Here is a 23,238-nt window from a genome sequence, read left to right on the forward strand (position 1 = left end):
CATGGCACTATTGATCACAGACAAATGCACCAACTGTGATATGTGTGAACCAGAGTGTCCAAACGGCGCCATTTCGATGGGTGAATACGTTTATGAGATTAACCCAGATTTATGTACCGAGTGCAAAGGACACTATGATCAACCGACCTGTCAGTCGGTGTGTCCGATCAATAACTGTATTATTACGGATCCTCAACACATTGAAAGCGAAGAACAACTGCTAGAAAAATTTGTTATCCTTCAAGGATTAGCTTAGCTATTTTTTTAGTGGTTGCTTGATAAAAAAATCCGCCAGTGAAGGCGGATTTTTATTACTGATTAATTCAACTTATTTACTTAGCGACGGCGACGGAACCACCCTGCCAAGCCGATTAACATCAATCCAAACAAGCCCGCGCTTCCTGCTGAACCGCCAGTACCATCATATTCTGGAATGACGCGATCTGGCTGTAATCCTTGCTGACGAGCAACTTTAATCGGTAAGCTGACCGAGCTTCCTTCAACGGTTTGCAGGGTGACTTTAGGAGCATCGCCACTACGCGTCGCCACTTCTGTTGATTCTTCAATCACTTGACGAGTTAAGTGAACGTGAAGCGTATATTCCCCTGCCGGAATGCCAAACACGCTGGCTTCGATCATTTGTTGGCCGTCTTTGGTTAATATTGGCTGTGGGATACGCGCCAATTGCGGTTCACGTAACCCTTCAAACGTTAACATTACCGTATCACCTTTTTTCGCATCAGCAGGGATCGCTAATGGAATATCGATACGACTATTATTAATCGTCACTACAACTGGCTGATTACCATCACGTTCACCGACTTTATAGTCAAGGACTAATAACACAGGATCATGATCCGAAGATCGATAATGAGTGATATTCATCCGACCATTATTATCATGATGGAAGTTTTGCCAATGATTGCCTTTATGAGGACGACCATTATTTTGCTTACTATAGTCATACAGCGGTGATTCAATACTGTTGATACGCCAGTCAATCGCATCGACTAAACGATGACGTAATGAAGGTGAAATCAACGCATGGTCAAGCGAACCTAATTCATCATTAAATGAATAACTCCAGCTCTTTGGACGATCAAATTTCTCATCTTTATAAGGTACAGCATTGATATAACCAAAGGTACGATCAATACGAATGCCACTTAAATCACTAAACTGTGGGCGCTTACCAATATAAGTATCTTGACCGGCATAAAGCGCTTTACCGGTTGGATTAGCGGTTAGCACTAACATCGGATCTTCCATAGCGTAAGAGTTTAAGTCGCCTAAAATCACCTTATCACCTGGAATTTTGTCGAGCTGCTTACCCAATTCATACGCGGCGGCAACCCGGAAATGCTCACACTGTCCTTGGAAATCAAGGTCTGGTAGGCTATCACCTGGTTTAAAGTTAGGGAAACTTTCCCATCCTCGCCAATCGTCAATACAGTTCGAACCTTTGGATTTGAAGTGATTAGCCGATACCGTTAAACGCTTACCTGTATTATGAACCATAAAAGTAGCCGTTAAAGCGTCACGCTGTTGAGCTCGACCACTACTAATAGGTCGACCCTGTGAGTCTAGATACACTTCTCCAGTTTCTGGATTGGTAATCGATGGTGCATTTTGATTGGGTAATTCAATAACTCGGCTATCAATCAAGGTCACTTTATTAGGACGATAGATAATAGCGTTGGTAATGGCATCCGTACCAATATGATCATTATGATCAAAGACTAAATCGTTATTAGAATCGATGGCGATGAAACTATAGCGATTATGAATCGAATCACGGAAATGACGATGCGTATAGCGATCACGAGTGTATTTTTTATTGAGCTCATCCACTAATTGAGCAATCGCTGAACGCGTACCAAATCCGTTATTTTCCATTTCTAACAAACCGACGATATCTGCATCCATACGATACAAAGCTTCAACTATCTTGGCTTGTTGCAACTCAAACTCTTCCATGTCAAAGGCACCACGGTTAGTACCATGGCGGTTTGGATCGCCCGCAAAAGGCGAGTTGAAGTAGTTCAATACGTTTTTAGAACCAACAACTAACGGAAAACGACCTTGCTCATGACGTTGATAACGGTATCGATCAATCTGATTTTGGTTTCCATTCTCTGGGATCTTATTTAAATTTAAACTTTGTAACTGCCCATCAATATTAATCTTATATTCTGGATAGTTAGTGCGTCGAATATCGTTATGCTTGAAGTTTTTATTGGTTACTGTGGTATCAGACTCTGGGATCACGAGACGATATTCACCACGGGTGTGCACTAACATACCGGTAATATCCATCACACTATCATTAACTAAGATGGCATTACGATTTGGGTTGTCTTTAAATTCAGGGAAATAAGGGATCTCGCCATCAGGTGCTTGGCGATCACTCTCAACAAAGACACGTCGGCGTTGGTTCTCTTCAGCTTGTTCTTGAGAGGCTTCACTACCTGCCACATGCAGTTGGTTTGGCTGCATATTAACTCGCTCATACGCCAATACCATATTTTGTCTAAACGAACCGAAATCAAAACTAAATGTACGAGTGACACGCATATCTTGCGTTCCCTCTTCAAGTGGATTGACATCTTTCGGTAGCTTGATCAGCATTCCTTCATGGCGCTCGAGAGTGCGGCTAAAATCTAAACGACGCTCATCACCGTCACCCACATAATCACTCTCATGAACTTGCAATGGCGTAACTCTTGGAATATTGCCAGTACTAATAACATCATAATCATTAATAAAGTTATTCGGTGTGCCACTGGCTAAAAGACGAGTCATGCCAAAATATTCTTGAACATGTGCTTCAAAACAAATTTCTTTACCTATATCTTCTGGTGACATACTCGCGGTATCCATACGAACAAAAACGCCATCCGAACCTGCTCGATCACCCGCTAATTTATCTTGTAGATAAACACCTCGCCAATCTCCTACACCTTTAGAATACTGCGCTATCACACCAGTAATTTTATAAGGTTTAGAGCTCCAAAATCCTCTATCTACATAAGGTGATGAATCTCCTTCACCTTGGATCTGACGGATGGTTTTGATTTCGGCATTAGAAGTATCGCAAACACCAGGCACTGGTGGTGGCTCTGGCAATTCACTGGCGTTTTCACCATATAACGTTCGGTCGCCAAGTCCAACAAAAGTGAAAGGCTGGTATTCATGCCAATCTGTTGATCTCCACTCTTGCTGCGGTGCGATGTCTGGTAATCGGTGGAAGGTACGGCGATATCCCCAACCATTAGTACTATTATTAGTTCCAGGTATAGGTTGAGATAACCCCACAACATCATGAATATTCGCTTCTGCGACTGCAGCATCATTAGTTATGATGGTCGCGATGAAAACCTTATCATCCCCATTAAAAGGAAGGTTATGAGTTTTGGTGATAGCAGCTGAGTCAATCGCATTTTTGAGCTCAGCACCAGCACTACCATTATAAACCACTAACGATTGTTTAGGTTGTAGGGTTAATCCATTTAAGACATCGGCGAAGTTAAATAACGGTCCACCCGCATTTGTTGCTCCAACGGTATACAACGCGGTATTTTCAAAAGTATGGGCTGTCGTTTCACTGGTATTAAGAATTTCAATCGCTTTATCATTACCGGTTCCCATGACATAACGAGAAATCACAATATCATTTATATCTGCCCAAGCGGATGCACTCAGCGTCAACGCAATGGAAGCAGTTAAAGTTTTTAATTGGGTATTCATATTCTTTGCTGTCCTTGCTGAAGACTAGAAAAAGATTCTGGCTTTGGCGTAGCTCTCATAATGAGCTTCACCAATATTGGCTTCTAACTCAATCACGGCTGAACGTGATGGCTTGTAACGAACACCTACCGTTTGCCAAGTGCGGCTCGCCCCCCAGCTATCCCAACGATCTTGGTGTTCATCCCAGTACTGATCAAACTTGTCCCAGCTTTGATACTTTTCGTAGTTAACCGAACCAATCAGATCCCATTGTGGAGTCAAACTGTACTGTACGGAGATTAAACCGCCTTGATTTTTAAGCTGCTCATAGTTGTTAAACTGATACACAGCAGGCTTATCACCAACGGCTTCTTTAATTAATGTGCGTCGCTGAGCTTCATCTTGATATTCAATAAAACCATTGACGCCGAGTAGGATATTGTCTGATAAGGCATAACGAAGGCCGATACCGTAGAGAGTTTTCTCCCCCAAACGAGATTCACCACCAGAGCCATTACGCTTTTCTGCTCCGAAAACAATCGAGAGCGGATCGGAGAAATACCCTACATAGCCATTGACTAAGTTGCCTAACGCAGCCCCAGATGAACTTTCAGCACGGTAGCTGTAAGAGAGGCCAACGCGAATCAAATCAAAATAATGTCCTTCGTATTTAATCGTACGTGATTGATCACCCGCTTCTTGAGTTTCAACGCCGCCTTCAATGGTTAAGTCACCAAACGCATCGTAATCATCAAAAGCGGTATCATTAAGACCAATTTCAATATTATGCTGAGGAGATAGGCGGTAACCTAGCCAAGCTTTATCGACCTCAGTAACCATATCACCACTACCATTGGGCCAATTTTCACGCACATAATCGAGCTCTAAGCGATAATGAATTCCAGATACTTGACCTTTTGCACCTAACGTTGCCAACGTATCATCAATAAACGATTCATCACTATTAAACTGATTAAACTTGGCTTTATTGCCAAAATATCCGCCAACACCCACTTCTCCAAACACATCCATATAATCACCATTATCAGCGCTATAAAGTCGAGCAGCGTGGCTCGTTGCCGATAATGCTAAAAACACGGCGGACAGCGCTAAAGGCAACGCTGATTTCCGAGAATGTATTACTCGCATGCCATTTTCCTTGCTATAAGTCATCTTGATTGCTTAACGTGAGGTTAATCACAACAGCTTGTAATATTAACTCAATCAATGTTTTAATTTTGTGACAGCAAACACGATAGAGTAAAAACTCAAGTTACGAATAAATAATTGACAAAAAATAAACCAATAAAATACATATGGTTAAAATGCCATTCTCATCATTAACGCTAAAGATCACTTGACAAAGATTTGAAATCGCTCTCATAACCAAGCGATTTCGTGACCATTGGCAAACGTTTGCTATTGATTGGATTGGTTTTTATCAAGAAAAAATCAAAAAAGAGAGTTTGGTTCAATAAACAACATGAAGTGCAAATAAAAAGCCCCTAGGGATAAACCTAGGGGCTGAAGCATGAAGAGTAGAGGTTAACGAAAAACTCGTTTAGGGATACATGCCTTTACCAAATAGATTAAAGACTCGCGCTACACCTTGGGTGAAGATCATCGGTTCAGTGAGAATGGCTAAACATAAGCAATCTTGCCCCGCATCGGTTTGTGGTGCGTGGCAAATAGAAGCGTCACGCTGGATAAAATCGCCGACCTCATAATGCCCCTCTTCATCACGGAAACCACCATGCAAAACCAAAGTAGATTCGATGCCCTTGTGGGTGTGTTGTGGCACACTCACTGCCTGATTAATGTACATTAAACTCATGCGCACTTTATCTTCGCTGGGTAAAGGAAGTGAGTAAACCTTACCACCAAAATTGCGCCATTTAGTGTCGGCTGGAATCAAACGTCGTAGAGCAGCAGGAATCGCAATCGATTTACCATTAACCTCAATGGTCATCGGTAAAGACTCTGAGGCCGATACTGGCGCACTTGGCACTGGAGTGGTGATAATCTCTGTCAGCATACCAGTCCAATCATCGGTCGATAACTCTTGCTCTAGCGCAGCCAGTTGCTCGCCTTGTTGCTCTTCAAATTTTTTAACCACCTGACGACAATGAGCACACAACTCAAGATGAGTCGCCAGAGCGATTCCATGACAAGCATCAACATTGCCTTTGGCATACGCTTCAAGTAATGATAATTCTGGATGATAACTCATAACGGCTCCGCATCGATCGAGGTTCTTAGTTTTTCTACAGCTAACCGTAGACGTGATTTGACGGTCCCAAGAGGAATATCAAACATTTCCGCGACTTGTTGGTGCGGTAAATCTTCTAAATACACAGCTCTTACGACTTTTTGCTGTGATTCTGGTAGTAAATCAAGAAACTTAACCACTTGCTCTTTCAGTCTTTCATGCTCTGGCGAATAGTGGTCGATTAAATCTGGCGGACAGTAATCGGTTGGCCAAATATCATCAGCAAGCACGTGCAACTCCCTTCCCTTTTGCTTACGCATTAAGTCGTAGCAGAGGTTACGTGCAATCGTGTAGACCCATGTTGACAGAGAGCTTTTCTGACTATCGAACAAATGCGATTTTTGCCATAACGCCGCCATCGTTTCTTGAACAATTTCCATCGCAACCTGCTCATTGCCTAACTGCTTAATCACAAACTGTTTAAGACGGGGAGAAAAAAAATGGAACACGACACCAAAAGCGGCTTTATCCTGTTGCTGTACTTTTTCCATACAATCAGCCCAATCATCACGGGTAAAGGTTTGTGGATTTTGACTCGTCATAGGATACCTGTCCTTGCAAAACCTCGGCTTGAGATTTCTCCCCAATCACTCATATTACGTAAGTAAAGTCATCGTGGATCACTGACTGAGTAATGATGGAGATTTCAATACCTAGAGAAAGATTCATTATATACCCAAATGGCTGAGACGGGCAGAGTAGACTCGTGTTTGTCCTATGCGACTCTTATCCCTAAAAAGTTAAACGTGGTTATTAAATCATCCACACAATAAAAGAAAGCGATAGCTTCGCACTATCCCTGACCAGAGCAATCATCATAGATTTCAATCGTCTGTGTAAGAAAAGACAATGCCGGATGACAGCTCTCATGATCGACCAAGCCCTCCCACTGAGCTTTTGATAAGGGGAGAATCTCCAACCAACGCTGAGCAACCCAACTCGCATCATCAAAAAAACGATGTGAATACAGTTGCCCCACTTGCGGAAACTGTTGGTAAATTAGCTGTAACTGCTCGCTCAATAATAAGTGGTGGTCAGACAAAGGTGTGGTGGACCAGTTAGTTAACCAACGGACGGTGGCTTTGCGTAACCCATCCGACTCACTGCGTACTTGTTCAATAAAAAAACGCTTAATGCCAACAACGGTGACCCCTAATAAACCGTCGTCTAAGGTTTCAAAATCAACAATCTTAACCCAAGTACCGAGGTACGAAAGCTGGTGACGTTTGACTGCAGATTTATTATCCAATAAACAGACACCAAATCCGCTATTGGCTTTGCTGCATTCCGCAATCATTCGTTTGTATCTAGGTTCAAAAATGCGTAACTTCATTTTACCTTCAGGCAATACAACCGAACTCAGTGGAAAAAGCATAATTTCTTGCATTATTCCTCCCTCTATTTTTACTGATGTTTCTCCTGTTTACGAAATAGACAGTTAAGGGATCACTTACCGATTTTGTTGCTTTTGAGAGTGGTTTAAAAAATCCCACCCCACAAACAAAACCAACGAAGATCACACTAATAATGCAACAAAATGAAAAATATATATTCTGATTAAGAAAAATAAAATAGTGTGATACGCATCAATATAAACAAGTAGTTTTGCACTCTCTATCACTTTTAATTGAGAAATTTGTCGCTATTATGCTCGGCAATTAGCAAGGACAACATTCAGCCTTGTAAGTTCACTCAACAAAGAGAGTTCCCCTATGCGTAAATCACTTTTAGCTCTTGGCCTCATGGCTGCTACTTCTGCTCCTGTTATTGCTGCTGACTATTCTGACGGCGATATCCATAAAAACGATTATAAATGGATGCAGTTTAACTTGATGGGTGCATTCGACGAACTGCCAGGTAAATCAAGCCACGATTACTTAGAGATGGAATTTGGTGGTCGTTCAGGTATTTTTGACCTGTATGGTTATGTTGACGTATTTAACCTAACCAGTAACCCAAGTAGCGACAAAGCTGGCGCAGAAAAAATGTTTATGAAATTTGCGCCGCGTATGTCTCTCGACGCGTTAACCGGTAAAGATCTCTCTTTTGGCCCAGTACAAGAACTCTACATCGCTTCATTAATCGAGTGGGGTGGTAATTCAGGTGTCAACAATCAGAAAATCGGTCTTGGTTCTGATGTGATGGTGCCATGGCTAGGTAAAGTTGGCGTTAACCTTTATGCAACTTATCAAGGCAATGATAAAGATTGGAACGGTTTCCATTTTGCAACCAACTGGTTTAAGCCTTTCTACTTTTTTGAAAATGGATCATTTGTCTCTTACCAAGGTTACATTGATTACCAATTTGGCATGAAAGAGGAATATTCATCTGCAAGCAATGGTGGAGCAATGTTTAACGGTATTTACTGGCATTCCGATCGCTTCGCAGTTGGTTATGGTTTGAAAGGCTATAAAGATGTATTTGGTATTAAAGACTCCAGTGCATTCAAATCAAGCGGCTTTGGCCACTACGTAGCCGTTACCTACAAATTCTAATCATTTATTATTCAGCAAAAGGGAGAAGCATCGGCTTCTCCCTTTTTTATTGAGTCGCACTGATTTTTTTGACGGTATCGAGCAAAAAATAAAAAGCGGTCCTTCATCTAAAGAACCGCTTTAATAATCACAAATTTTTGCTTAACCAAGATAACGATTAATTAACTCGATTCAAGGTCACTACTGAGTAATCCAGCGCTTCCAATACAGGTTGTTGTTCTGCGATATACTTAACCACAGCACGCGCATCAGTATTACATACGACATTATCCGCTTTACAATTGAGTTCATGACCTTGATAGTGTACTTGATAGCGTCCGCCTACTTCTTCAATGTGACTGACTGGGAAAGCAGTCAAATTACCATCGACATAAGCAAAATCGACTCGACCAGATTGCTCTTTTTGCGCTTCAAATAATGGTGTCCAGCCATCGTTACCGGTCGCGTTATAGCTATTCATCGCCACATTATAGATTTTATTATCCTCTAATGGGCTCCAGATTGGCTCATTCAATGTACCGGTATTAACTTCAATTAAACTGAGAGTCCCTGCTTGGTGTTGAACGGTTTCATCAAACACATAACGCAAGTTACCGCCATACGGGAATTTCCCTGCGTGAGCGGTAGGCGGCAACGTTTCACTGACGGTTTTCGCGATCAACGCTTTAATTACCGAACCTTTCACTGGTACAACAGACATAAAGTTAGCAAAAGGCAACATTTCTAACGTCACGTCCCCTTCACGATATTCCCCTTCAGCAATATTGGTGCGAATGCCACCGGCTCCGGTCAGTGCAAAGTCAGCTTTCATTCCTGTCAATTGCACCACTTCATCGCTCGCTGCCCAATAATATTGTCCCAATGCAACAATCGGTGCGACTCGCGAGCCGTGTTGATCAGAATTATTATCACCTGGACGTCGAGCATGGCGAATTTCCTGTGGCACATTAGCGATCACATCACCATACGCTTTCTCAACCGCAGGCTTGTATTGGCTATCGATATGAGCACGCAGTGCGGCTTCTTCGGCGGCTACTGCAATGTTACGCTGACGCTCAATAAAACGGAGGGCTTTACTGCGTTCATCGTCGCTAAAGGCACTCTCTTGCTGACGATTAGCTTGATGGTAAAACTCGTCGTTGGTCAGCAAAGTATTATGGCCAGCACACGAAATCAGTTCGCCGTCACTATCAAACGCGACCGTCGTTTTACCAATCGCTTGAGCAAACTCTCCGGCTTGAACGACACAAGTTTTACTGGTGCCATTCGGGTTAGTGACTAACTGAGCATAAATACCGTTATTGCCCAAACCTAGGTTAGTAAAATCGCCCAATAGTGAGTGAGAGTGACCACCAACAATCAAATCAATCCCATTCACTTTACTGGCAATGTCTAAATCAATCGCATTACCGACGTGGGTGACGGCAATGATGTTCTTAATACCCAGAGCTTGCAGTTCATCAACGGTCGCTTGCGCAGATTCAACCATATCAAAAAATTGAACGTCTCCAGTATTCGGAGCAATATTAGGCATATCATCCAATGCTAATCCGAAAACCCCTACCAACGGCTTATCGGTTGGTAATTGGCTCATATCATCAAAACGCTGTTTCGTATAACCATCGAACGCGTACACGACATAAGGTTTTAGATTGGTTTGATCTTTTAAATCTTTATCTAAACTAGTATCAATATTGGCAGCAAGAACGGGAAAGTTGATCCGATCTAAAAATGCATTCAGTTTTTGGTTATTTAAATCAAATTCATGGTTACCTAGCGCCATGGCGTCGATACCCATTCGGCTCAGAATATCCGCATTCATCAGCCCTTCATTCAATTTAAAGTACGCACTACCCTGCCACGCATCACCGCCATGTAAAAACAGCATGCTTTGATTGTTTTTTTCAGCTTGTTCACGGTAGGTATTGGCTTTGGATAAAATGCGTGGATGGCCGCCAAATTCGTTGTACACACGCTGTTGATTGATATAAAAGCTTGAACGAACCGCATCAAAACTGGAGTGGGTATCATTAATATGGGCAATAGTCAGTTCAAAGGCCGCTTGTTCGGCACTCTCTTTATCTGTTTGACTGCATCCTAATAACGCAAGGGCGATGGTACTGGCGAGTATGGCACGATTAAATCGCATAAATTTATTTCCTTATTTTGCTTAAAGTCACAGAGCCGCTGTAATTTACCGGAAAAAACATTAAAATTCCGTGATATCGCAGGGATTATTTAGTTCAGCCGTTCTATTCAAGGTTTGAATAAATGATTAATTGGTCCACTAGCGCTGACTGCCGATTCGTTTTTTATCGCCATCATCGGCTACTATAAGCAAACAAGCATCATCCGCCCTAACTACAGGTAAACTTGATGAATATCGTTATATTAGGCCCTGGTGCAATCGGACGTTTATGGGCTTATCAATTACATAAAGCTGGCCATCAAGTCTCCTTATGGGGAACCCAACCAGCGGGAGAGCGTTGCCTTATTCTGGATGATCTGCCGCCGATCACTCTCGCTTATAATCAACCAGCGACTCTTGAACAGGCTGACTTACTGCTCGTTTGTGTTAAAGCGTGGCAAGTAGAAACCGCCTTGCTTCCTTTGCTCGATAAGCTTGCTCCACAAACTATATTACTGTTTATTCATAATGGGATGGGGGCACTCGACACACTCACAGAGCCGCTCTCTGATTACCCACTATTGATGGCAACCACCACTCATGGGGCGTTAAAACAGGGCGCACATCATGTTATGCATACCGGACAAGGCACCACCCAATTAGGCGCCGTCAACGCTCAAGGCGAGCGCTGTGATTTTTTGGTTGATGTCCTCAACCATGCTTTACCGCACGTTTTATGGACAGACAATATTCGCTATGCCTTATGGCACAAGCTAGCAATTAACTGCGCGATTAATCCACTCACAGCAATCGAGAACTGTCGCAATGGGCAATTAGCGAACGCTAACTATCGACCATTACTCAATCAGTTAATTAATGAACTGGTGGGCGTTATGCAAGCCGAACAAGTGCCAATCGAACCACAACAACTCACCGAATCTATTGATCGCGTTATCGAAGCAACAAGTCAAAATTACTCATCAATGCAACAAGATATTGCCCAGCAAAGACCAACCGAGATAGACTTTATTACTGGTTATGTCATAAAAAAAGCCGCTCAGCATGGTTTAACGGTTCCCCTGAACCAGCACCTTTATCAACAGGTTCATTCACTACAACAAGGTTGGATATCTTAATGACCAAACGCATATTAGTTCCCATCGCTCCCGGAACCGAAGAAATGGAAGCCGTGACCATTATTGATATTTTGGTTCGAGCGAATTACGACGTCGTGGTCGCTAGCGCGGATTTTTCAGGCCAATTAACGATGAAAGCCTCACGCGGCGTGACCTTAACAGCAGATTGTAAACTAGTGGATGTGGCAGATGAAGAGTTTGCGGCGATCGTACTACCGGGTGGCCTTGGCGGAGCGGAAGTATTTCGCGACAGCACCTTACTGGTGGAAATCGTCAAACAGCAGAAATACGATGGCCGTTTAGTCGCGGCGATTTGTGCAACCCCTGCCGTGATGTTAGAACATCACCAACTCTACCCAAAGGCGATCATGACTTGTCATCCCAGCTTACAAGAACGTATCCCAGAGCAACGCTGGCGCAATCGTCGTGTTACCTTTGATGTTAATCACAATCTCTTAACCAGCCAAGGGCCAGGCACAGCACTGGAGTTTGCGATTGAAATTATTGCTCAACTTTCAGGCAAACAACGAGCTAAAGAGGTTGCGCTCCCCCTGATCCCTCTACCGCAATTGCATTATGATAAACAGGAAGAAGCGTAGCCTTAGGCAATTTCTGTGCGTATTTTTTCCACAATCGCTTTCAGGCCATTGCCACGAGAAGGGCTGAGATGGTTAAGTAATCCCAAATCGGAAAAATACGCATCCATATCAAAAGCCGCTATCTGCTCACCAGTTTTGGCGTTTAATGCGGCTAAAACCACAGCAATCAAGCCACGTACGATACGCGCATCGGAATCGGCGAAAAATAACCAGCCATCCTGTTCATTTTGCTCGCTGACTAACCAGACCTGACTTTCACATCCTGCGACAACGGCTTGATCACTTTTTAAGCTCTCCTCCATAACAGGCAATTGCTTACCCCAGAGGATCAGCTGCCGATAACGCGCTTCCCAACCTTGTAATGACCGCATAGTGGCAAGAATGTGCGCATCAGTAATAGTGAGACCAAACGGATGGTTAGGCAAACTGGACATCAATAATATCTCCGCAACGAATGATGAGTTAAAGGTCTCGACACTGCAGCAACTGACTCAATTGCTGCAGATATTTACGCTGAATGTTTCTGGATAAGTTTATCAATGATCCGGGCAACCGCGACAAAACCAAAGGTTGCGGTGACCACAGTTGCAGCACCAAATCCAGTAGCACAATCCATACGCTTAGGCCCTTCCGCGCTTGATTTAGCGGCGCACACCGTACCATCGGCTTGAGGATATTTAAGTTGCTCAGTTGAAAAAACACACTCAATGGCAAATTTACGTGCTGGATTAGTTGGAAAATGATGATCACGACGCAAGCGATCTTTAAGCTTTTTCGCTAAAGGATCTTGAATGGTTTTCGTTAAATCGGCCACTTTAATCTGGGTCGGATCGGTCTGACCACCTGCACCACCAATAGTAATCACCTTGATTTTATTGCGGCGGCAATAAGCCAACAGAGAGGCTTTAGCGGATAAACTATCAATCGCATCTAAGACATAGTCCATCTGGTTATTAAGGTACTGAGCTTGATTGTCCGAGTCGATGAAGTCATCAATCAAATTGACCTTACAGTCAGGGTTGATCAATGTCACTCGCTCAGCCATGACCTCAATTTTGCTTTTGCCTATCGTCCCCGTCATTGCATGGATTTGACGATTAATATTGGTGACACAGACATCATCCATATCGATCAACGTCAGTTCGCCAACACCAGAGCGAGCCAGAGCTTCCACCGCCCATGAACCAACACCACCAATCCCAATTACGCACACATGAGCGGCACGGAGGATCTCCACTTGTCTATCACCGTACAAGCGGCGAGTACCGCCAAAACGCTGATTGTAATTGTCTGAGGCAGGCGTATCGAGTTCACGCATAACAAGCATCCACACTGTATAAAAGAGGCAAAAAGAAAGAGTGCGATTTATACGCACTCTTGATAAAAAAGTCTAGGCTGTGTCGTGTTATTGTCGTTTTTCAGGTGGCAAAGCCCAAGGCGCTTGTGTCGCTGAGTTCTCTAACCCCAGCTTCCATACCCGGCCAAAGTGCTTGTAATGCCCCGCTTCAATACCAGCGCGATACCCCATGCCATGATACAAATCGAGGTGATTTTGTTTCACAGCGCCGCCAGTATCAAGCACGATCAATAAACGCAATTGATGCACCCCTGACCAGCTTCCATCAGCATTCAATAAAGGAACTTCAGCTAAAATAGGCGTACCCATCGGTAAAATAGTGCGATCCCCTGCTACCGCAGCCATCGGTAATAGAGGGATACCCGCGCTACCCGTGACAGGTGCGGCAGCACTGGGGCGGAAAAAGACATAAGAAGGATTTTGCTCTAATAACTCGCGTACCGTCGGCTCATCATTCGCTAGCACCCACTCTTTAATCGCTTTTAATGACATATTGGCGCGCTCAACCAAACCTCGTTCAATTAAAATGCGGCCGATACTGACATAGGCTTTATTATTTTTACCGGCATAAGCGAAATATTCGAGCGTGTCATCATCTTCAAAATGAACAAAACCGCTGCCTTGCACTTCCATAATAAACGGATCAATCAAGTTGGCGGCATAACCAATTTCTAAGCCTTGCCCAGCGAGTGCACCAGCGTAGATTTCTGCTCGGGTTGGACAGTTATCGCTACAATCCGGTAGAGCGTACACCGGATAACGATAGACTTCATCGGCGGTATGGCGCAGTTCCATTACTGGTGAAAAATAGCCCGTAAAAAGAACATTACCTCGTTTATCGCCTCCGCCCATTTGCGCGGTTTGCACACCAAATTGCGCCAGATCAGCGGGATCGCCGCTTTGCATCGCCCACTCATTAAGCTTTTCATACAAAGGTTGATAGATCGCCGCCATAGAAGGCGAATTAATCACCACTTGCTCACTTTGTGCGGCAAACTTAGAAAAATCACGCGGGGTATTGGAATGGAGCAGCTCAACCTGATTTAAGATATGAGGAAATTGATCATCAGTATATTGTTGCGCGCGGTCGGTCGGCTGAGCACAGCCAAACAGAAGCGCTAACGTAGCACAAGAAAATAATCGTTTTATCACTGGGAGTTATCCATGTTGGGTTTCATCAAAAAGCATGACAAACTCCACAGTGAAGCGCAATGGCTGAATTGTTAACGAAGGTTTTTTTGATGCTTTCCTGACAATTGAAACGTCGGGTTATAATGCGCTTTGGAGACTAGCCGCATTTCTGTGTATTCATCATTGAGCATCCGATATTCCATCTTTTGATCGCCGATATAAAAACTCAAATGCCGCCCGTTAAAGTCATAATGGGTTGTCACCATACGTCCATCAATCATAATCGCATCCTCTTGGACATAAATTCTTTGCGCGGCATACGGCGCGACATTCTGCTCTATCCACAATCCATAAATATCACTTTTTGATGGTGAAAAAGAGTCTGCTAGGCGATTAAACACTTGGCTATACAGCAAAATAACCACCGAGACGCCCAGTACTACCGCGAGGATTAAGATTCGCTCTAACCATTTTTTATTACGGGTTGAATTCGTATTCACTTTCTTCTTCTCTCATCATCAGTGAGTGACTCTAAACCTAACCAATAAGAGTCCCTCGTTTATCACTTCCCTTAGAGACGTTAGCGTAGAACTACGCAACGACACCCCAAGAGATGGCTAAATCTTTTTATTGACTAAACCCATAACAAAAAATCTCCCTATTATCGATAAAACCGCTTGTTAATAGATGAATAAAAAGTCATTATTTAGACATATTTAAACACTTAGGTATGATAAAGTGAAAATTCGTAGCACAGCCTTAGTCAAAGGATTTAGACAATCCGCGCCTTATGTTAACGCTCATCGCGGTAAAACCATGGTGGTCATGATCGGCGGCGAGGCAATAGCAGATAAAAACTTCGCTAATATTATTAGCGATTTAGCCTTACTGCATAGCCTTGGCGTTAAAATAGTATTGGTTCACGGTGCTCGTCCACAAATCAATCAAATTTTGCAGATTCACCAACGAACCACCCCCTACCATAAAGGTATTCGCGTGACTGACGAAGAAGCGTTAAGGTTGGTTATGCAAGCAGCTGGACAATTACAACTAGCGATTACTGCTCAATTATCCATGAGTCTCAACAATACGCCAATGGCTGGCACCCAACTTAACGTCGTAAGTGGTAATTTTGTTATCTCTCAACCATTAGGTATAGACGATGGTGTCGACTATTGCCACAGCGGTCGTATTCGTCGCATCGATATTGACAGTATTAATCGTACCCTTGAGCATGGATCGATTGTGTTACTGGGGCCTATCGCCAGCTCAGTCACTGGCGAATGTTTTAATCTGCTATCCGAAGAGGTCGCGACTCAAGTCGCGATTCGCCTTAAAGCCGATAAGTTAATCGGTTTTTGCTCTGAACAAGGCATTATTGATGAGCAGGGCAATGCGATTGCCGAGCTGTTACCCAATGAAGTCGAACACATTGTCGAGCGTTTAGAGTCATGTCCTATTGCAAAAAGTGAGGACCCAACAGGGACCTTACGTTTTCTGCGCGCGGCGATTGCCGCTTGTCGAGCTGGCGTACCACGCAGCCATTTGATCAGCTACAAAGACGATGGCGCACTGATTCAAGAATTGTTCTCTTTTGATGGCATTGGAACTCAAGTAGTGATGGCGAGTGCCGAACAAGTCCGTCAGGCGAGCATTGATGATATTGGTGGTATTTTTGATTTGATTCGTCCATTGGAAGAGCAAGGTATTCTCGTGCGCCGCTCTCGCGAACAACTCGAACAAGAAGTTCATAAATTTACCATTATTGAAAAAGATCGCTTACTGATCGGCTGCGCCGCTCTTTACCCCTATCCTGATGAAAAAATGGCAGAAATGGCTTGTGTGGCTATTCACCCTGAATACCGTGATGGCAATCGAGGGTTACTGTTACTCAACCATATGAAACATCAAGCAAAACAAATGGGTATTCAACGTTTATTTGTATTAACTACCCACAGCTTGCATTGGTTTAGAGAACAAGGCTTTATTGAGGTCGGAGTCGAATCCCTCCCAGTGGCTAAACAAAGTTTATATAACTACCAACGTCGCTCAAAGATTTTAGTCTTGCGTTTATAGTCCAAGAATAGCCAAGGTACGGCGCGCCCCAAAAAATAGCAACGAACTGCATATTCATTGCACAGTAAATGAACGCTTTATTTCTGTGTAGATTATGGGTAGAATCCGCCTCCTGACGAAATCTGTACAATTAATATACAGATCTCATCCATACCCTCAATGCTTCAGGAAACCAATGCTTGAGGGTACGACCTAACCATCGGTATGCAAGGATTGCTTTTACGACCACTCGTACTTAAGAGCAACAATTGATGAAAACTGTTATTTGTAACTCATTACAAAGCTTTTGGGATATGGCCGATAACCAGTTCCTTGAAGGTCACGCAGTACACTGCGTATTTCCAACCAGCGACCAACTTCGTGCTTTTATCCTGAGCTCTCAAAGCCGCTATAAAATCAAAAACATTACCTTTACTCATGCCTTTTAGCGCGTTCGGCTTACCCTTTATGATGCAGATTGTGGACGGTAAGCCTAGGGTCTATTGACCTTTCGCGATAACGGATTAAGAGACGGTTAATTTAGCCACTAAACCACTGGCACGCTCCGTTTTTAACTGAACCGCGCGTTTCATGATCGGTAAATCACTCAAGAGGATTAATCGTTTTTTCGCACGAGTTACTCCAGTGTAGATCAACTCGCGAGTTAATATCGGACTAAAATCAGGCGGTAAAATCAGTAACGTTAAGTCGAATTCACTGCCCTGGGATTTATGTATGGTCATGGCATAGGCGGTTTCATGTTCAGGGACGCGGCTCGGTAAAATCGCCTTTACACTGCCATCCGGTAATTCAAAATAGACCTTCAAACGGGGTTCGTCTTCACTCCTGTCTAATATGCATAAACCAATATCGCCATTGTATAACCCTAAGCTGTGATCATTACGAGTGACCATCACGGGTCGGCCGTGATACCAAAGCTCATCTTGCATATCAATCAAGCGACGCGCCGCGAGTGCTCGCTCGATGCGTTGATTTAAGCCATTCACCCCAAAATCCCCTTCACGGACTGCGCACAAAACACGACACTGATTGAAACAATCCAGCGCCGCTTTCGCTTGTTGGGCCTGCGTTTCTGGCGCAGCGCTAGAGGGATCAATCATAACGCGCTCAAGACGACGTAAATAGTGACCATACTCTTCAACCACTGTTTGCAACATCTGATTATACTGGTCGCTGGTGAGTGGATGATGAGTAATGTCGCCATAATCCCGTTTTAATACCTCATCGACCGCGCTCGGTTGGCCACGATTGATCGCTTTAGCCAACTGACCAATGCCAGAGCGTACATCAAAGCGGTAGCTTTTTTGCAACATGCATAAACTGTCAGCGATAGGGTTGACGTTCGCTTGCGAATGTCCGGTGAACCCTTGATAGCCGGTTAATGCCGACAGTTGTTCACTTTGCGAACGACTGTATCCTAAGGCCAAAAACGAACAGATATCGCCCAAGACCGCTCCCGCTTCCACAGACGCTAATTGATCTTTATCACCTAACAAAATTAAACGGGCGTGTTTAGGCAGCGCTTCGATCAGTTTCACCATCATGGGTAAGTCCACCATCGAAGCTTCATCAACCACTAAAATATCAAGATGCAGCGGGTTGCGCTGATGGTGACGAAATTCCACGCTGTGAGGGATCGGACCGAGTAATCGATGTAACGTACTTGATTCACTAGGGATCGCGGCTTTTAGCGCCGGCTCAACCGCTAACTCAGCCACGGCTTTACCAATCGACTCTGTTAAACGTGCTGCAGCTTTGCCAGTCGGCGCAACAAGCTTAATACTAGGCATGCTACCGTTTTGCTGAGCTTGAGCGATTAACGCGGCGAGCAATTTGGTTACCGTAGTGGTTTTTCCCGTCCCCGGCCCTCCGGATATCACCGCAAAACGACGCGTAAGCGCCACCGCGGCCGCCACTTTCTGCCAATTAATACAAGCCTGTTGCGGGATCAGCATATCTAAGTGGATCAGATCTTTCACGTGACGAGCTGCGCTGACTACAGAATCAATCGCACTCCAATCCAATTCTTGCGGACTCACCACATCCAGAAAGTCACACACCAGCTGTTGGCGAGTTAATGGGGTCGCCGTGGCGGACTGTGCCAGCAAAGCCTCAAGCAACCGATGGTGTTGACGAGCAAATAAGCCATCGAGCAATGCTTTCAGCTTTTGGACATCAGTAGGCTTTAAGCTCATTGGTGACCCAAAGCTGAGTAAACGCTGCGCTAAGGTCACTTCATAGTACCAATAACGATGCAGATAAAGACGCTGACCATCAAACATTAACGGGACCGCTTCCCCTTGCTGACCAACCAAACTCGAACGCTGCAAAACCCCAAGCCAATCTATGGCTTGCAACTGCTGATTAACCACCAGCGCCGCATCACCAAATAAACCTAACTTGGCACTGAAATCAGCCGGAGTTAAGAGTAATGACTCAGTAGCGGTTGCCTGTTCACGAAACAGTGGCAAGCAAATATGCCCTTTAGCTAACTCTGCGCTGACCAGCGCGGCAATAAAACCGAGCGCTTGGCTATCTTCATCGCCTAATTGAGACCTGCTTTTTTGAGCAATAAATCGCGCAAATTGATAATCCAGTTGGCGTAGCGCCCCCTTTTCGGCTAAGGGTTCCAGTAGTGTCATTAGTGAACCAGTCATAAATCCAACTCCATTTGTCCAGCGTTCGTCGCTCGGACATGAGTGGCTTCTCCATCCATCAATCTGTCCATCTCATCCAGCAGTTCACTACTTGGTTTATTAAAGAAAATACCGTGTTCAGACTGACCATCAATACCGCGTAAAAACAGATAATACACACCGCCAAAATGACGCTGATAATCATAATCGGCGAGACGACTACGCAAAAATCGATGCAGCGCTAATGCATAAAGCTGATATTGCAGATCATAACGATGCTCGACCATCGCCGCTCTTAAACGCTCACCATGATAAGCACCGATCTCATCTCCGAGATGATTGGATTTCCAATCCAACAAATAATATTTACCTTGATGTTCAAATACCAAATCAATAAAACCTTTGAGCATGCCTTGTACAGGATAAAACCCCAGTTCCCCAGCCTTAGCGGACAAGGGATCATAGCGTTGAATTATTCGATTTAAAGCGGGAGCGCTCAGCACTTCGACCGGTAATAAAAACTCCATTTCCACCAATCGTTGTTGGGCGGTTTTTTGATTCAAGCGTAATGCTTTTCCATCGAGCGGCGTAGCTAATACGGTATCAACTAACTGTTGTAAAACCGGTAACCACTCAAGCTCAATGTGCTCTCGTTCCATCAATTCAATGATTCGTTGCTGATTCTCATCGCTGCTGGCCGATTCGGTAAACTCAACCTCTTCAAACAAACTGTGTAAAAAGGTTCCCGGTGTCGCGCCGCGGGGAAAAGTAAAAATAGAGCGTTCTGGTTCCAGTAATAGAGCTTGATTCTGTTCATCGCCCGAATCGATATCAAAACCGGATATTTCCAAGCTCGCCTCATCATAAGCCAGCTTGCTCGAATGTTTTACCAACGCCGAGTAACTGGTCAAACGCCAATGGCGATCGATATGCGTATGCAAAGTCTGAGCTTTCAAGATCGGTTTCTCGGCCACCAACGCCGTGAAGGGTTCGCTCTGTGGTGGCGGAGGAGCGGTGACCACAATAGCATCGCTTACTTGCGCGTTAAGCGCCGAATGGAGTTCGGCAATACCCGCCTCTTGACCATTTTGCAGTAAATAACCAATCGCACTTAAGTGAACGCCTGTCGGCTCTTTAGTCGAGCGGCCATTACGCAGCGGTGCCAAGCCAATAAAACAACCATACACCGCGCGAGTCAAGGCTACGTAGATCAAGCGCAGGTCTTCAGCCAGCCGTTCTTTATCCGCTTGCTCAAGCGCTGCCGAGCTGTCAGTAATATCAAGCACGGTTTGATCGTTGACTGAATCATAATACTTACCTTCGCTGGCCTCTCGATAGCCAGCCACAAATGGCAAAAAGACTAAGTCATACTCCAATCCCTTCGATTTGTGAATGGTGACGATTTGTACTAAGTTTTGTTCCGACTCTAAACGTTGAATCTGCTCATCTCGACCGCCGATCCCTTGCTCGGCATCACTGATCGACTGAGCCAACCAACGCAACAGGCCGTGATCACTCTCTATCTCTTGTCGTGCCTGCTGAAGTAGCTCACCGATGTGCATGAAATCCGTCAATAAACGATCGCCATTCTGCTCTTCCAACCAACGTTCGGCGAGATGACGCTTACTCATCACACTGCGCAGCATCGGCAATACACCACGTTCAATCCACAGTTGTCGATAGGCTTTAAACTCATTGACTGCGTTTTCCCAAACCACTTCGTCATTGTTGAGTGCATCTAGGCTGGCAGCATCGAAAGCAAATAAGGGCGATGCTAAACAGGCGCGTAAAGTACGATCATCGTCTGGGGTTAATACCGCTTGCAATAGGCGTTGGAGATCCTGCGCGACATCACTGCTAAAAACGCTATCACGATTTGAAAGATAAACACTGGCAATCCCTTGTTCGGCGAGCGCTTGTTTGATCATCCGCCCTTCGTTACCCGTACGCACTAACACAGCAATATCGCCAGCTTGAACTATTTTTTGGCCTTTGCCCGTTTCAAAATACGCTTGATGGTGCTGCGCCGCACTCAAAATGGTTTGAATGTGACTCGCACACGCTTTAGCCATACAGGATAGGTATTCATTTTTTGGAAGTGGCTTATCGGCCTCTTGCAGCCAGTAAGTTAATGCCGGTTGACTCTGCCCGTTAAGTAACCATTGTCGCTTATCCGCATTCGGGCTAGCGGCAACAGGCAAAAACGGAATGTCTTGATCATACATAAAAGGGCTAGCAGATGAGCTAAATAACTGGTTAACCGCGCTCACCATCTGCGCACTAGAGCGCCAGTTAGTGCCTAACGTGTAATGCGCACTGACCTGCTGACGAGCTTTGATGTACGTGAAAATATCCGCCCCCCGAAAACCATAAATCGCCTGTTTCGGGTCGCCAATCATCAATAAACCACATTCTGCTTTGGGGAGATAAATTCGGCTGAAAATGCTGTATTGCAGCGGATCGGTATCTTGAAACTCATCAATCATCGCCACTGGATAAAGTGTGCGAATCCGCTCAGTCAGTAAACCAAGCTGATCGTGATCAATCGCAGCCGATAACTGAGTTAACAGATCATCAAACGATAACCACTGTTTTTGCGCTTTGGCTTCAGCGAGCCGATCTCGACAATGGAGGATCGCGTGGGCCAATAATGGCGCAGCTAAACTGATCGGCGTTTGTAAAAACTGCTCAATAATCGTAAACAGAGCATGTTGGGGGGGATTGCCTTTTTTAGCTTTAGCCTCCAGCGCACTTTGAGCAAAGTCTGATAATTCACTGGGTAAATCGAACTGATGGTGAGGCTGATTTGCCCACACATTCAACAACTCTAGCCGTGTTAATAGCGCTTTTTTAGTCGCGGCATGTAAATCAGAGTCTTGAATCGATGAAGGGAGATCGCGACATGACGCCAACCATTGCTGTTTCAAATCAGCAATCCGTGATAGGCCATCGTGATAAAGTGCCGTTAAATCACCCTTCATGGCTTCAACCGATAGCGTTAGCGGAACCCCCGTTAAATAACCACCAATTTTATCCAATAAGGCTTGTGGCGAAGGCCACAAACGACGGACTTCGGCCGCCAGGTTCAATGGTAATGGATAAAACTGACGACGCCAATAATCGGCCACGACTTGCGCTTTCAACTGGCTTTCATCGGTGACAAATTCGTTACTAAATCGGCTTCCTGATTCAAAGGCATTTTGCGTCAGCATCCGCTGACAAAAACCATGAATCGTATAAACGGCGGCTTCATCCATTTGTCGTTCGGCTTGCAGTAATACTTTTGCGACCCCAGGTCGATCGGCATAATCGGCCAACAAACCTTGAATGACGGGATCATCACTAGAACCACGTAAAAAAGCGATTCGCGCCTGATGGATCCGCTGACGAATGCGATCGCGCAATTCAGCGGTTGCCGCTTCGGTAAACGTCACCACCAAAATTTGATCAACCGTCAGCGGCGTTGGATGACGAGTGTCTGCATTGCCATGGCCCAGCAACAAACGTAAATATAAAGCCTCAATGGTAAAGGTTTTTCCAGTTCCCGCCGATGCTTCAATCAATCGCGCGCCATGCAATGGAAAAGTAAGCGGATCTAACGGTGTCACCACCGCTGGTGAAGAGATACTCATAACTCGTTAACCTTTGAATGCACAGGTGTGTACCAGCACACCGATGTAAGACG

General features: G+C 44.6%; 18 protein-coding genes. 6 read left to right on the top strand and 12 right to left on the bottom strand.

Translation table 11 applies throughout. The features are described from left to right. Nucleotide 1 precedes the first annotated feature (1 nt). Entirely contained in the window at nucleotides 2-256 is a 255-nt protein-coding gene (locus tag CAG60_RS02675) for a YfhL family 4Fe-4S dicluster ferredoxin (protein ID WP_040904656.1), read from the top strand. 80 nt (nucleotides 257-336) lie between these two features. On the opposite strand, the gene CAG60_RS02680 is transcribed toward CAG60_RS02675, so the two are convergent. From CAG60_RS02680 to CAG60_RS02700, 5 genes are all read right to left on the bottom strand, one after another. After that, nucleotides 337-3,747, bottom strand: coding sequence for an ExeM/NucH family extracellular endonuclease (locus CAG60_RS02680; protein WP_161438214.1), 3,411 nt, complete (start codon nucleotides 3,745-3,747; stop codon nucleotides 337-339). A 24-nt stretch (nucleotides 3,748-3,771) separates the two neighbouring features. Then, entirely contained in the window at nucleotides 3,772-4,875 is a 1,104-nt protein-coding gene (locus CAG60_RS02685) for a porin (RefSeq protein WP_158137921.1), read from the bottom strand. Between the two features lie 412 nt (nucleotides 4,876-5,287). Then, nucleotides 5,288-5,956 carry a ChrR family anti-sigma-E factor gene (locus CAG60_RS02690; RefSeq protein WP_161438215.1) on the bottom strand — a complete coding sequence of 223 codons (669 nt, stop codon included), beginning with the start codon at nucleotides 5,954-5,956 and terminating at the stop codon, nucleotides 5,288-5,290. Further along, a complete protein-coding gene (locus CAG60_RS02695) occupies nucleotides 5,953-6,537 on the bottom strand; it encodes an RNA polymerase sigma factor (RefSeq protein ID WP_004395879.1) in 585 nt (194 codons plus the stop codon). The genes CAG60_RS02690 and CAG60_RS02695 overlap by 4 nt, the downstream gene beginning before the upstream one ends. Before the next feature lie 251 nt (nucleotides 6,538-6,788). Next, on the bottom strand, nucleotides 6,789-7,382 hold the full coding sequence (locus tag CAG60_RS02700; RefSeq protein ID WP_161425647.1) for an LON peptidase substrate-binding domain-containing protein: 594 nt from the start codon (nucleotides 7,380-7,382) through the stop codon (nucleotides 6,789-6,791). Between the two features lie 325 nt (nucleotides 7,383-7,707). Here CAG60_RS02700 and CAG60_RS02705 point away from each other — a divergent pair, with 325 nt between their 5' ends. Beyond that, nucleotides 7,708-8,490: a nucleoside-specific channel-forming Tsx family protein gene (locus tag CAG60_RS02705; RefSeq protein WP_161425646.1), complete on the top strand. Its 783-nt coding sequence runs from the start codon at nucleotides 7,708-7,710 to the stop codon at nucleotides 8,488-8,490. Nucleotides 8,491-8,647: 157 nt separating this feature from the next. Here the strand turns inward: CAG60_RS02705 and CAG60_RS02710 are convergent, their stop codons facing one another. Next, nucleotides 8,648-10,639: a bifunctional metallophosphatase/5'-nucleotidase gene (locus tag CAG60_RS02710; RefSeq protein ID WP_161438216.1), complete on the bottom strand. Its 1,992-nt coding sequence runs from the start codon at nucleotides 10,637-10,639 to the stop codon at nucleotides 8,648-8,650. 227 nt (nucleotides 10,640-10,866) lie between these two features. On the opposite strand from CAG60_RS02710, the gene panE reads away from it, so the two are divergent. Both panE and CAG60_RS02720 read left to right on the top strand, forming a co-directional pair. Continuing rightward, nucleotides 10,867-11,754 (top strand): 2-dehydropantoate 2-reductase, encoded by an 888-nt coding sequence (gene panE / locus CAG60_RS02715; protein ID WP_161438217.1) that lies wholly within the window; start codon nucleotides 10,867-10,869, stop codon nucleotides 11,752-11,754. After that, a complete protein-coding gene (locus CAG60_RS02720; protein WP_161438218.1) occupies nucleotides 11,754-12,353 on the top strand; it encodes a DJ-1 family glyoxalase III in 600 nt (199 codons plus the stop codon). The genes panE and CAG60_RS02720 overlap by 1 nt, the downstream gene beginning before the upstream one ends. A 2-nt stretch (nucleotides 12,354-12,355) precedes the next feature. Here the strand turns inward: CAG60_RS02720 and csdE are convergent, their stop codons facing one another. From csdE to CAG60_RS16810, 4 genes are all read right to left on the bottom strand, one after another. Beyond that, entirely contained in the window at nucleotides 12,356-12,787 is a 432-nt protein-coding gene (gene csdE / locus CAG60_RS02725; RefSeq protein ID WP_161438219.1) for a cysteine desulfurase sulfur acceptor subunit CsdE, read from the bottom strand. A 74-nt stretch (nucleotides 12,788-12,861) separates the two neighbouring features. Further along, nucleotides 12,862-13,671 (bottom strand): tRNA cyclic N6-threonylcarbamoyladenosine(37) synthase TcdA, encoded by an 810-nt coding sequence (gene tcdA, locus CAG60_RS02730; protein ID WP_161438220.1) that lies wholly within the window; start codon nucleotides 13,669-13,671, stop codon nucleotides 12,862-12,864. 87 nt (nucleotides 13,672-13,758) lie between these two features. Further along, complete coding sequence (gene mltA / locus CAG60_RS02735) at nucleotides 13,759-14,862, bottom strand: murein transglycosylase A (protein WP_161438221.1); 1,104 nt, start codon at nucleotides 14,860-14,862, stop codon at nucleotides 13,759-13,761. 71 nt (nucleotides 14,863-14,933) lie between these two features. Then, a complete protein-coding gene (locus CAG60_RS16810; RefSeq protein WP_161438222.1) occupies nucleotides 14,934-15,341 on the bottom strand; it encodes a DUF2850 domain-containing protein in 408 nt (135 codons plus the stop codon). 238 nt (nucleotides 15,342-15,579) lie between these two features. On the opposite strand from CAG60_RS16810, the gene argA reads away from it, so the two are divergent. Together argA and CAG60_RS16490 are read left to right on the top strand one after the other, a co-directional pair. Continuing rightward, entirely contained in the window at nucleotides 15,580-16,917 is a 1,338-nt protein-coding gene (gene argA / locus CAG60_RS02745) for an amino-acid N-acetyltransferase (RefSeq protein WP_161438223.1), read from the top strand. 251 nt (nucleotides 16,918-17,168) lie between these two features. Further along, nucleotides 17,169-17,345 (top strand): hypothetical protein, encoded by a 177-nt coding sequence (locus tag CAG60_RS16490; protein ID WP_004395889.1) that lies wholly within the window; start codon nucleotides 17,169-17,171, stop codon nucleotides 17,343-17,345. A gap of 75 nt (nucleotides 17,346-17,420) precedes the next feature. On the opposite strand, the gene recD is transcribed toward CAG60_RS16490, so the two are convergent. Together recD and recB are read right to left on the bottom strand one after the other, a co-directional pair. Further along, nucleotides 17,421-19,574: an exodeoxyribonuclease V subunit alpha gene (recD, locus tag CAG60_RS02750; RefSeq protein ID WP_161438224.1), complete on the bottom strand. Its 2,154-nt coding sequence runs from the start codon at nucleotides 19,572-19,574 to the stop codon at nucleotides 17,421-17,423. Further along, nucleotides 19,571-23,185 (bottom strand): exodeoxyribonuclease V subunit beta, encoded by a 3,615-nt coding sequence (gene recB, locus CAG60_RS02755; protein ID WP_161438225.1) that lies wholly within the window; start codon nucleotides 23,183-23,185, stop codon nucleotides 19,571-19,573. The genes recD and recB overlap by 4 nt, the downstream gene beginning before the upstream one ends. Nucleotides 23,186-23,238 lie beyond the last annotated feature (53 nt).

Origin of the sequence: Vibrio sp. V33_P6A3T137, assembly GCF_009904835.1 — a bacterium.
Lineage (GTDB): Bacteria > Pseudomonadota > Gammaproteobacteria > Enterobacterales > Vibrionaceae > Vibrio > Vibrio metschnikovii.

What these genes read in the sequence shown, in the direction of transcription:
- CAG60_RS02675 (WP_040904656.1), top strand. Translation starts at nt 2, where the DNA reads ATGGCACTATTGATCACAGACAAATGCACCAACTGTGATATGTGTGAA.
- CAG60_RS02680 (WP_161438214.1), bottom strand. Translation starts at nt 3,747, where the DNA reads ATGAATACCCAATTAAAAACTTTAACTGCTTCCATTGCGTTGACGCTG.
- CAG60_RS02685 (WP_158137921.1), bottom strand. Translation starts at nt 4,875, where the DNA reads ATGCGAGTAATACATTCTCGGAAATCAGCGTTGCCTTTAGCGCTGTCC.
- CAG60_RS02690 (WP_161438215.1), bottom strand. Translation starts at nt 5,956, where the DNA reads ATGAGTTATCATCCAGAATTATCATTACTTGAAGCGTATGCCAAAGGC.
- CAG60_RS02695 (WP_004395879.1), bottom strand. Translation starts at nt 6,537, where the DNA reads ATGACGAGTCAAAATCCACAAACCTTTACCCGTGATGATTGGGCTGAT.
- CAG60_RS02700 (WP_161425647.1), bottom strand. Translation starts at nt 7,382, where the DNA reads ATGCAAGAAATTATGCTTTTTCCACTGAGTTCGGTTGTATTGCCTGAA.
- CAG60_RS02705 (WP_161425646.1), top strand. Translation starts at nt 7,708, where the DNA reads ATGCGTAAATCACTTTTAGCTCTTGGCCTCATGGCTGCTACTTCTGCT.
- CAG60_RS02710 (WP_161438216.1), bottom strand. Translation starts at nt 10,639, where the DNA reads ATGCGATTTAATCGTGCCATACTCGCCAGTACCATCGCCCTTGCGTTA.
- panE (WP_161438217.1), top strand. Translation starts at nt 10,867, where the DNA reads ATGAATATCGTTATATTAGGCCCTGGTGCAATCGGACGTTTATGGGCT.
- CAG60_RS02720 (WP_161438218.1), top strand. Translation starts at nt 11,754, where the DNA reads ATGACCAAACGCATATTAGTTCCCATCGCTCCCGGAACCGAAGAAATG.
- csdE (WP_161438219.1), bottom strand. Translation starts at nt 12,787, where the DNA reads ATGTCCAGTTTGCCTAACCATCCGTTTGGTCTCACTATTACTGATGCG.
- tcdA (WP_161438220.1), bottom strand. Translation starts at nt 13,671, where the DNA reads ATGCGTGAACTCGATACGCCTGCCTCAGACAATTACAATCAGCGTTTT.
- CAG60_RS16490 (WP_004395889.1), top strand. Translation starts at nt 17,169, where the DNA reads ATGAAAACTGTTATTTGTAACTCATTACAAAGCTTTTGGGATATGGCC.
- recD (WP_161438224.1), bottom strand. Translation starts at nt 19,574, where the DNA reads ATGACTGGTTCACTAATGACACTACTGGAACCCTTAGCCGAAAAGGGG.
- recB (WP_161438225.1), bottom strand. Translation starts at nt 23,185, where the DNA reads ATGAGTATCTCTTCACCAGCGGTGGTGACACCGTTAGATCCGCTTACT.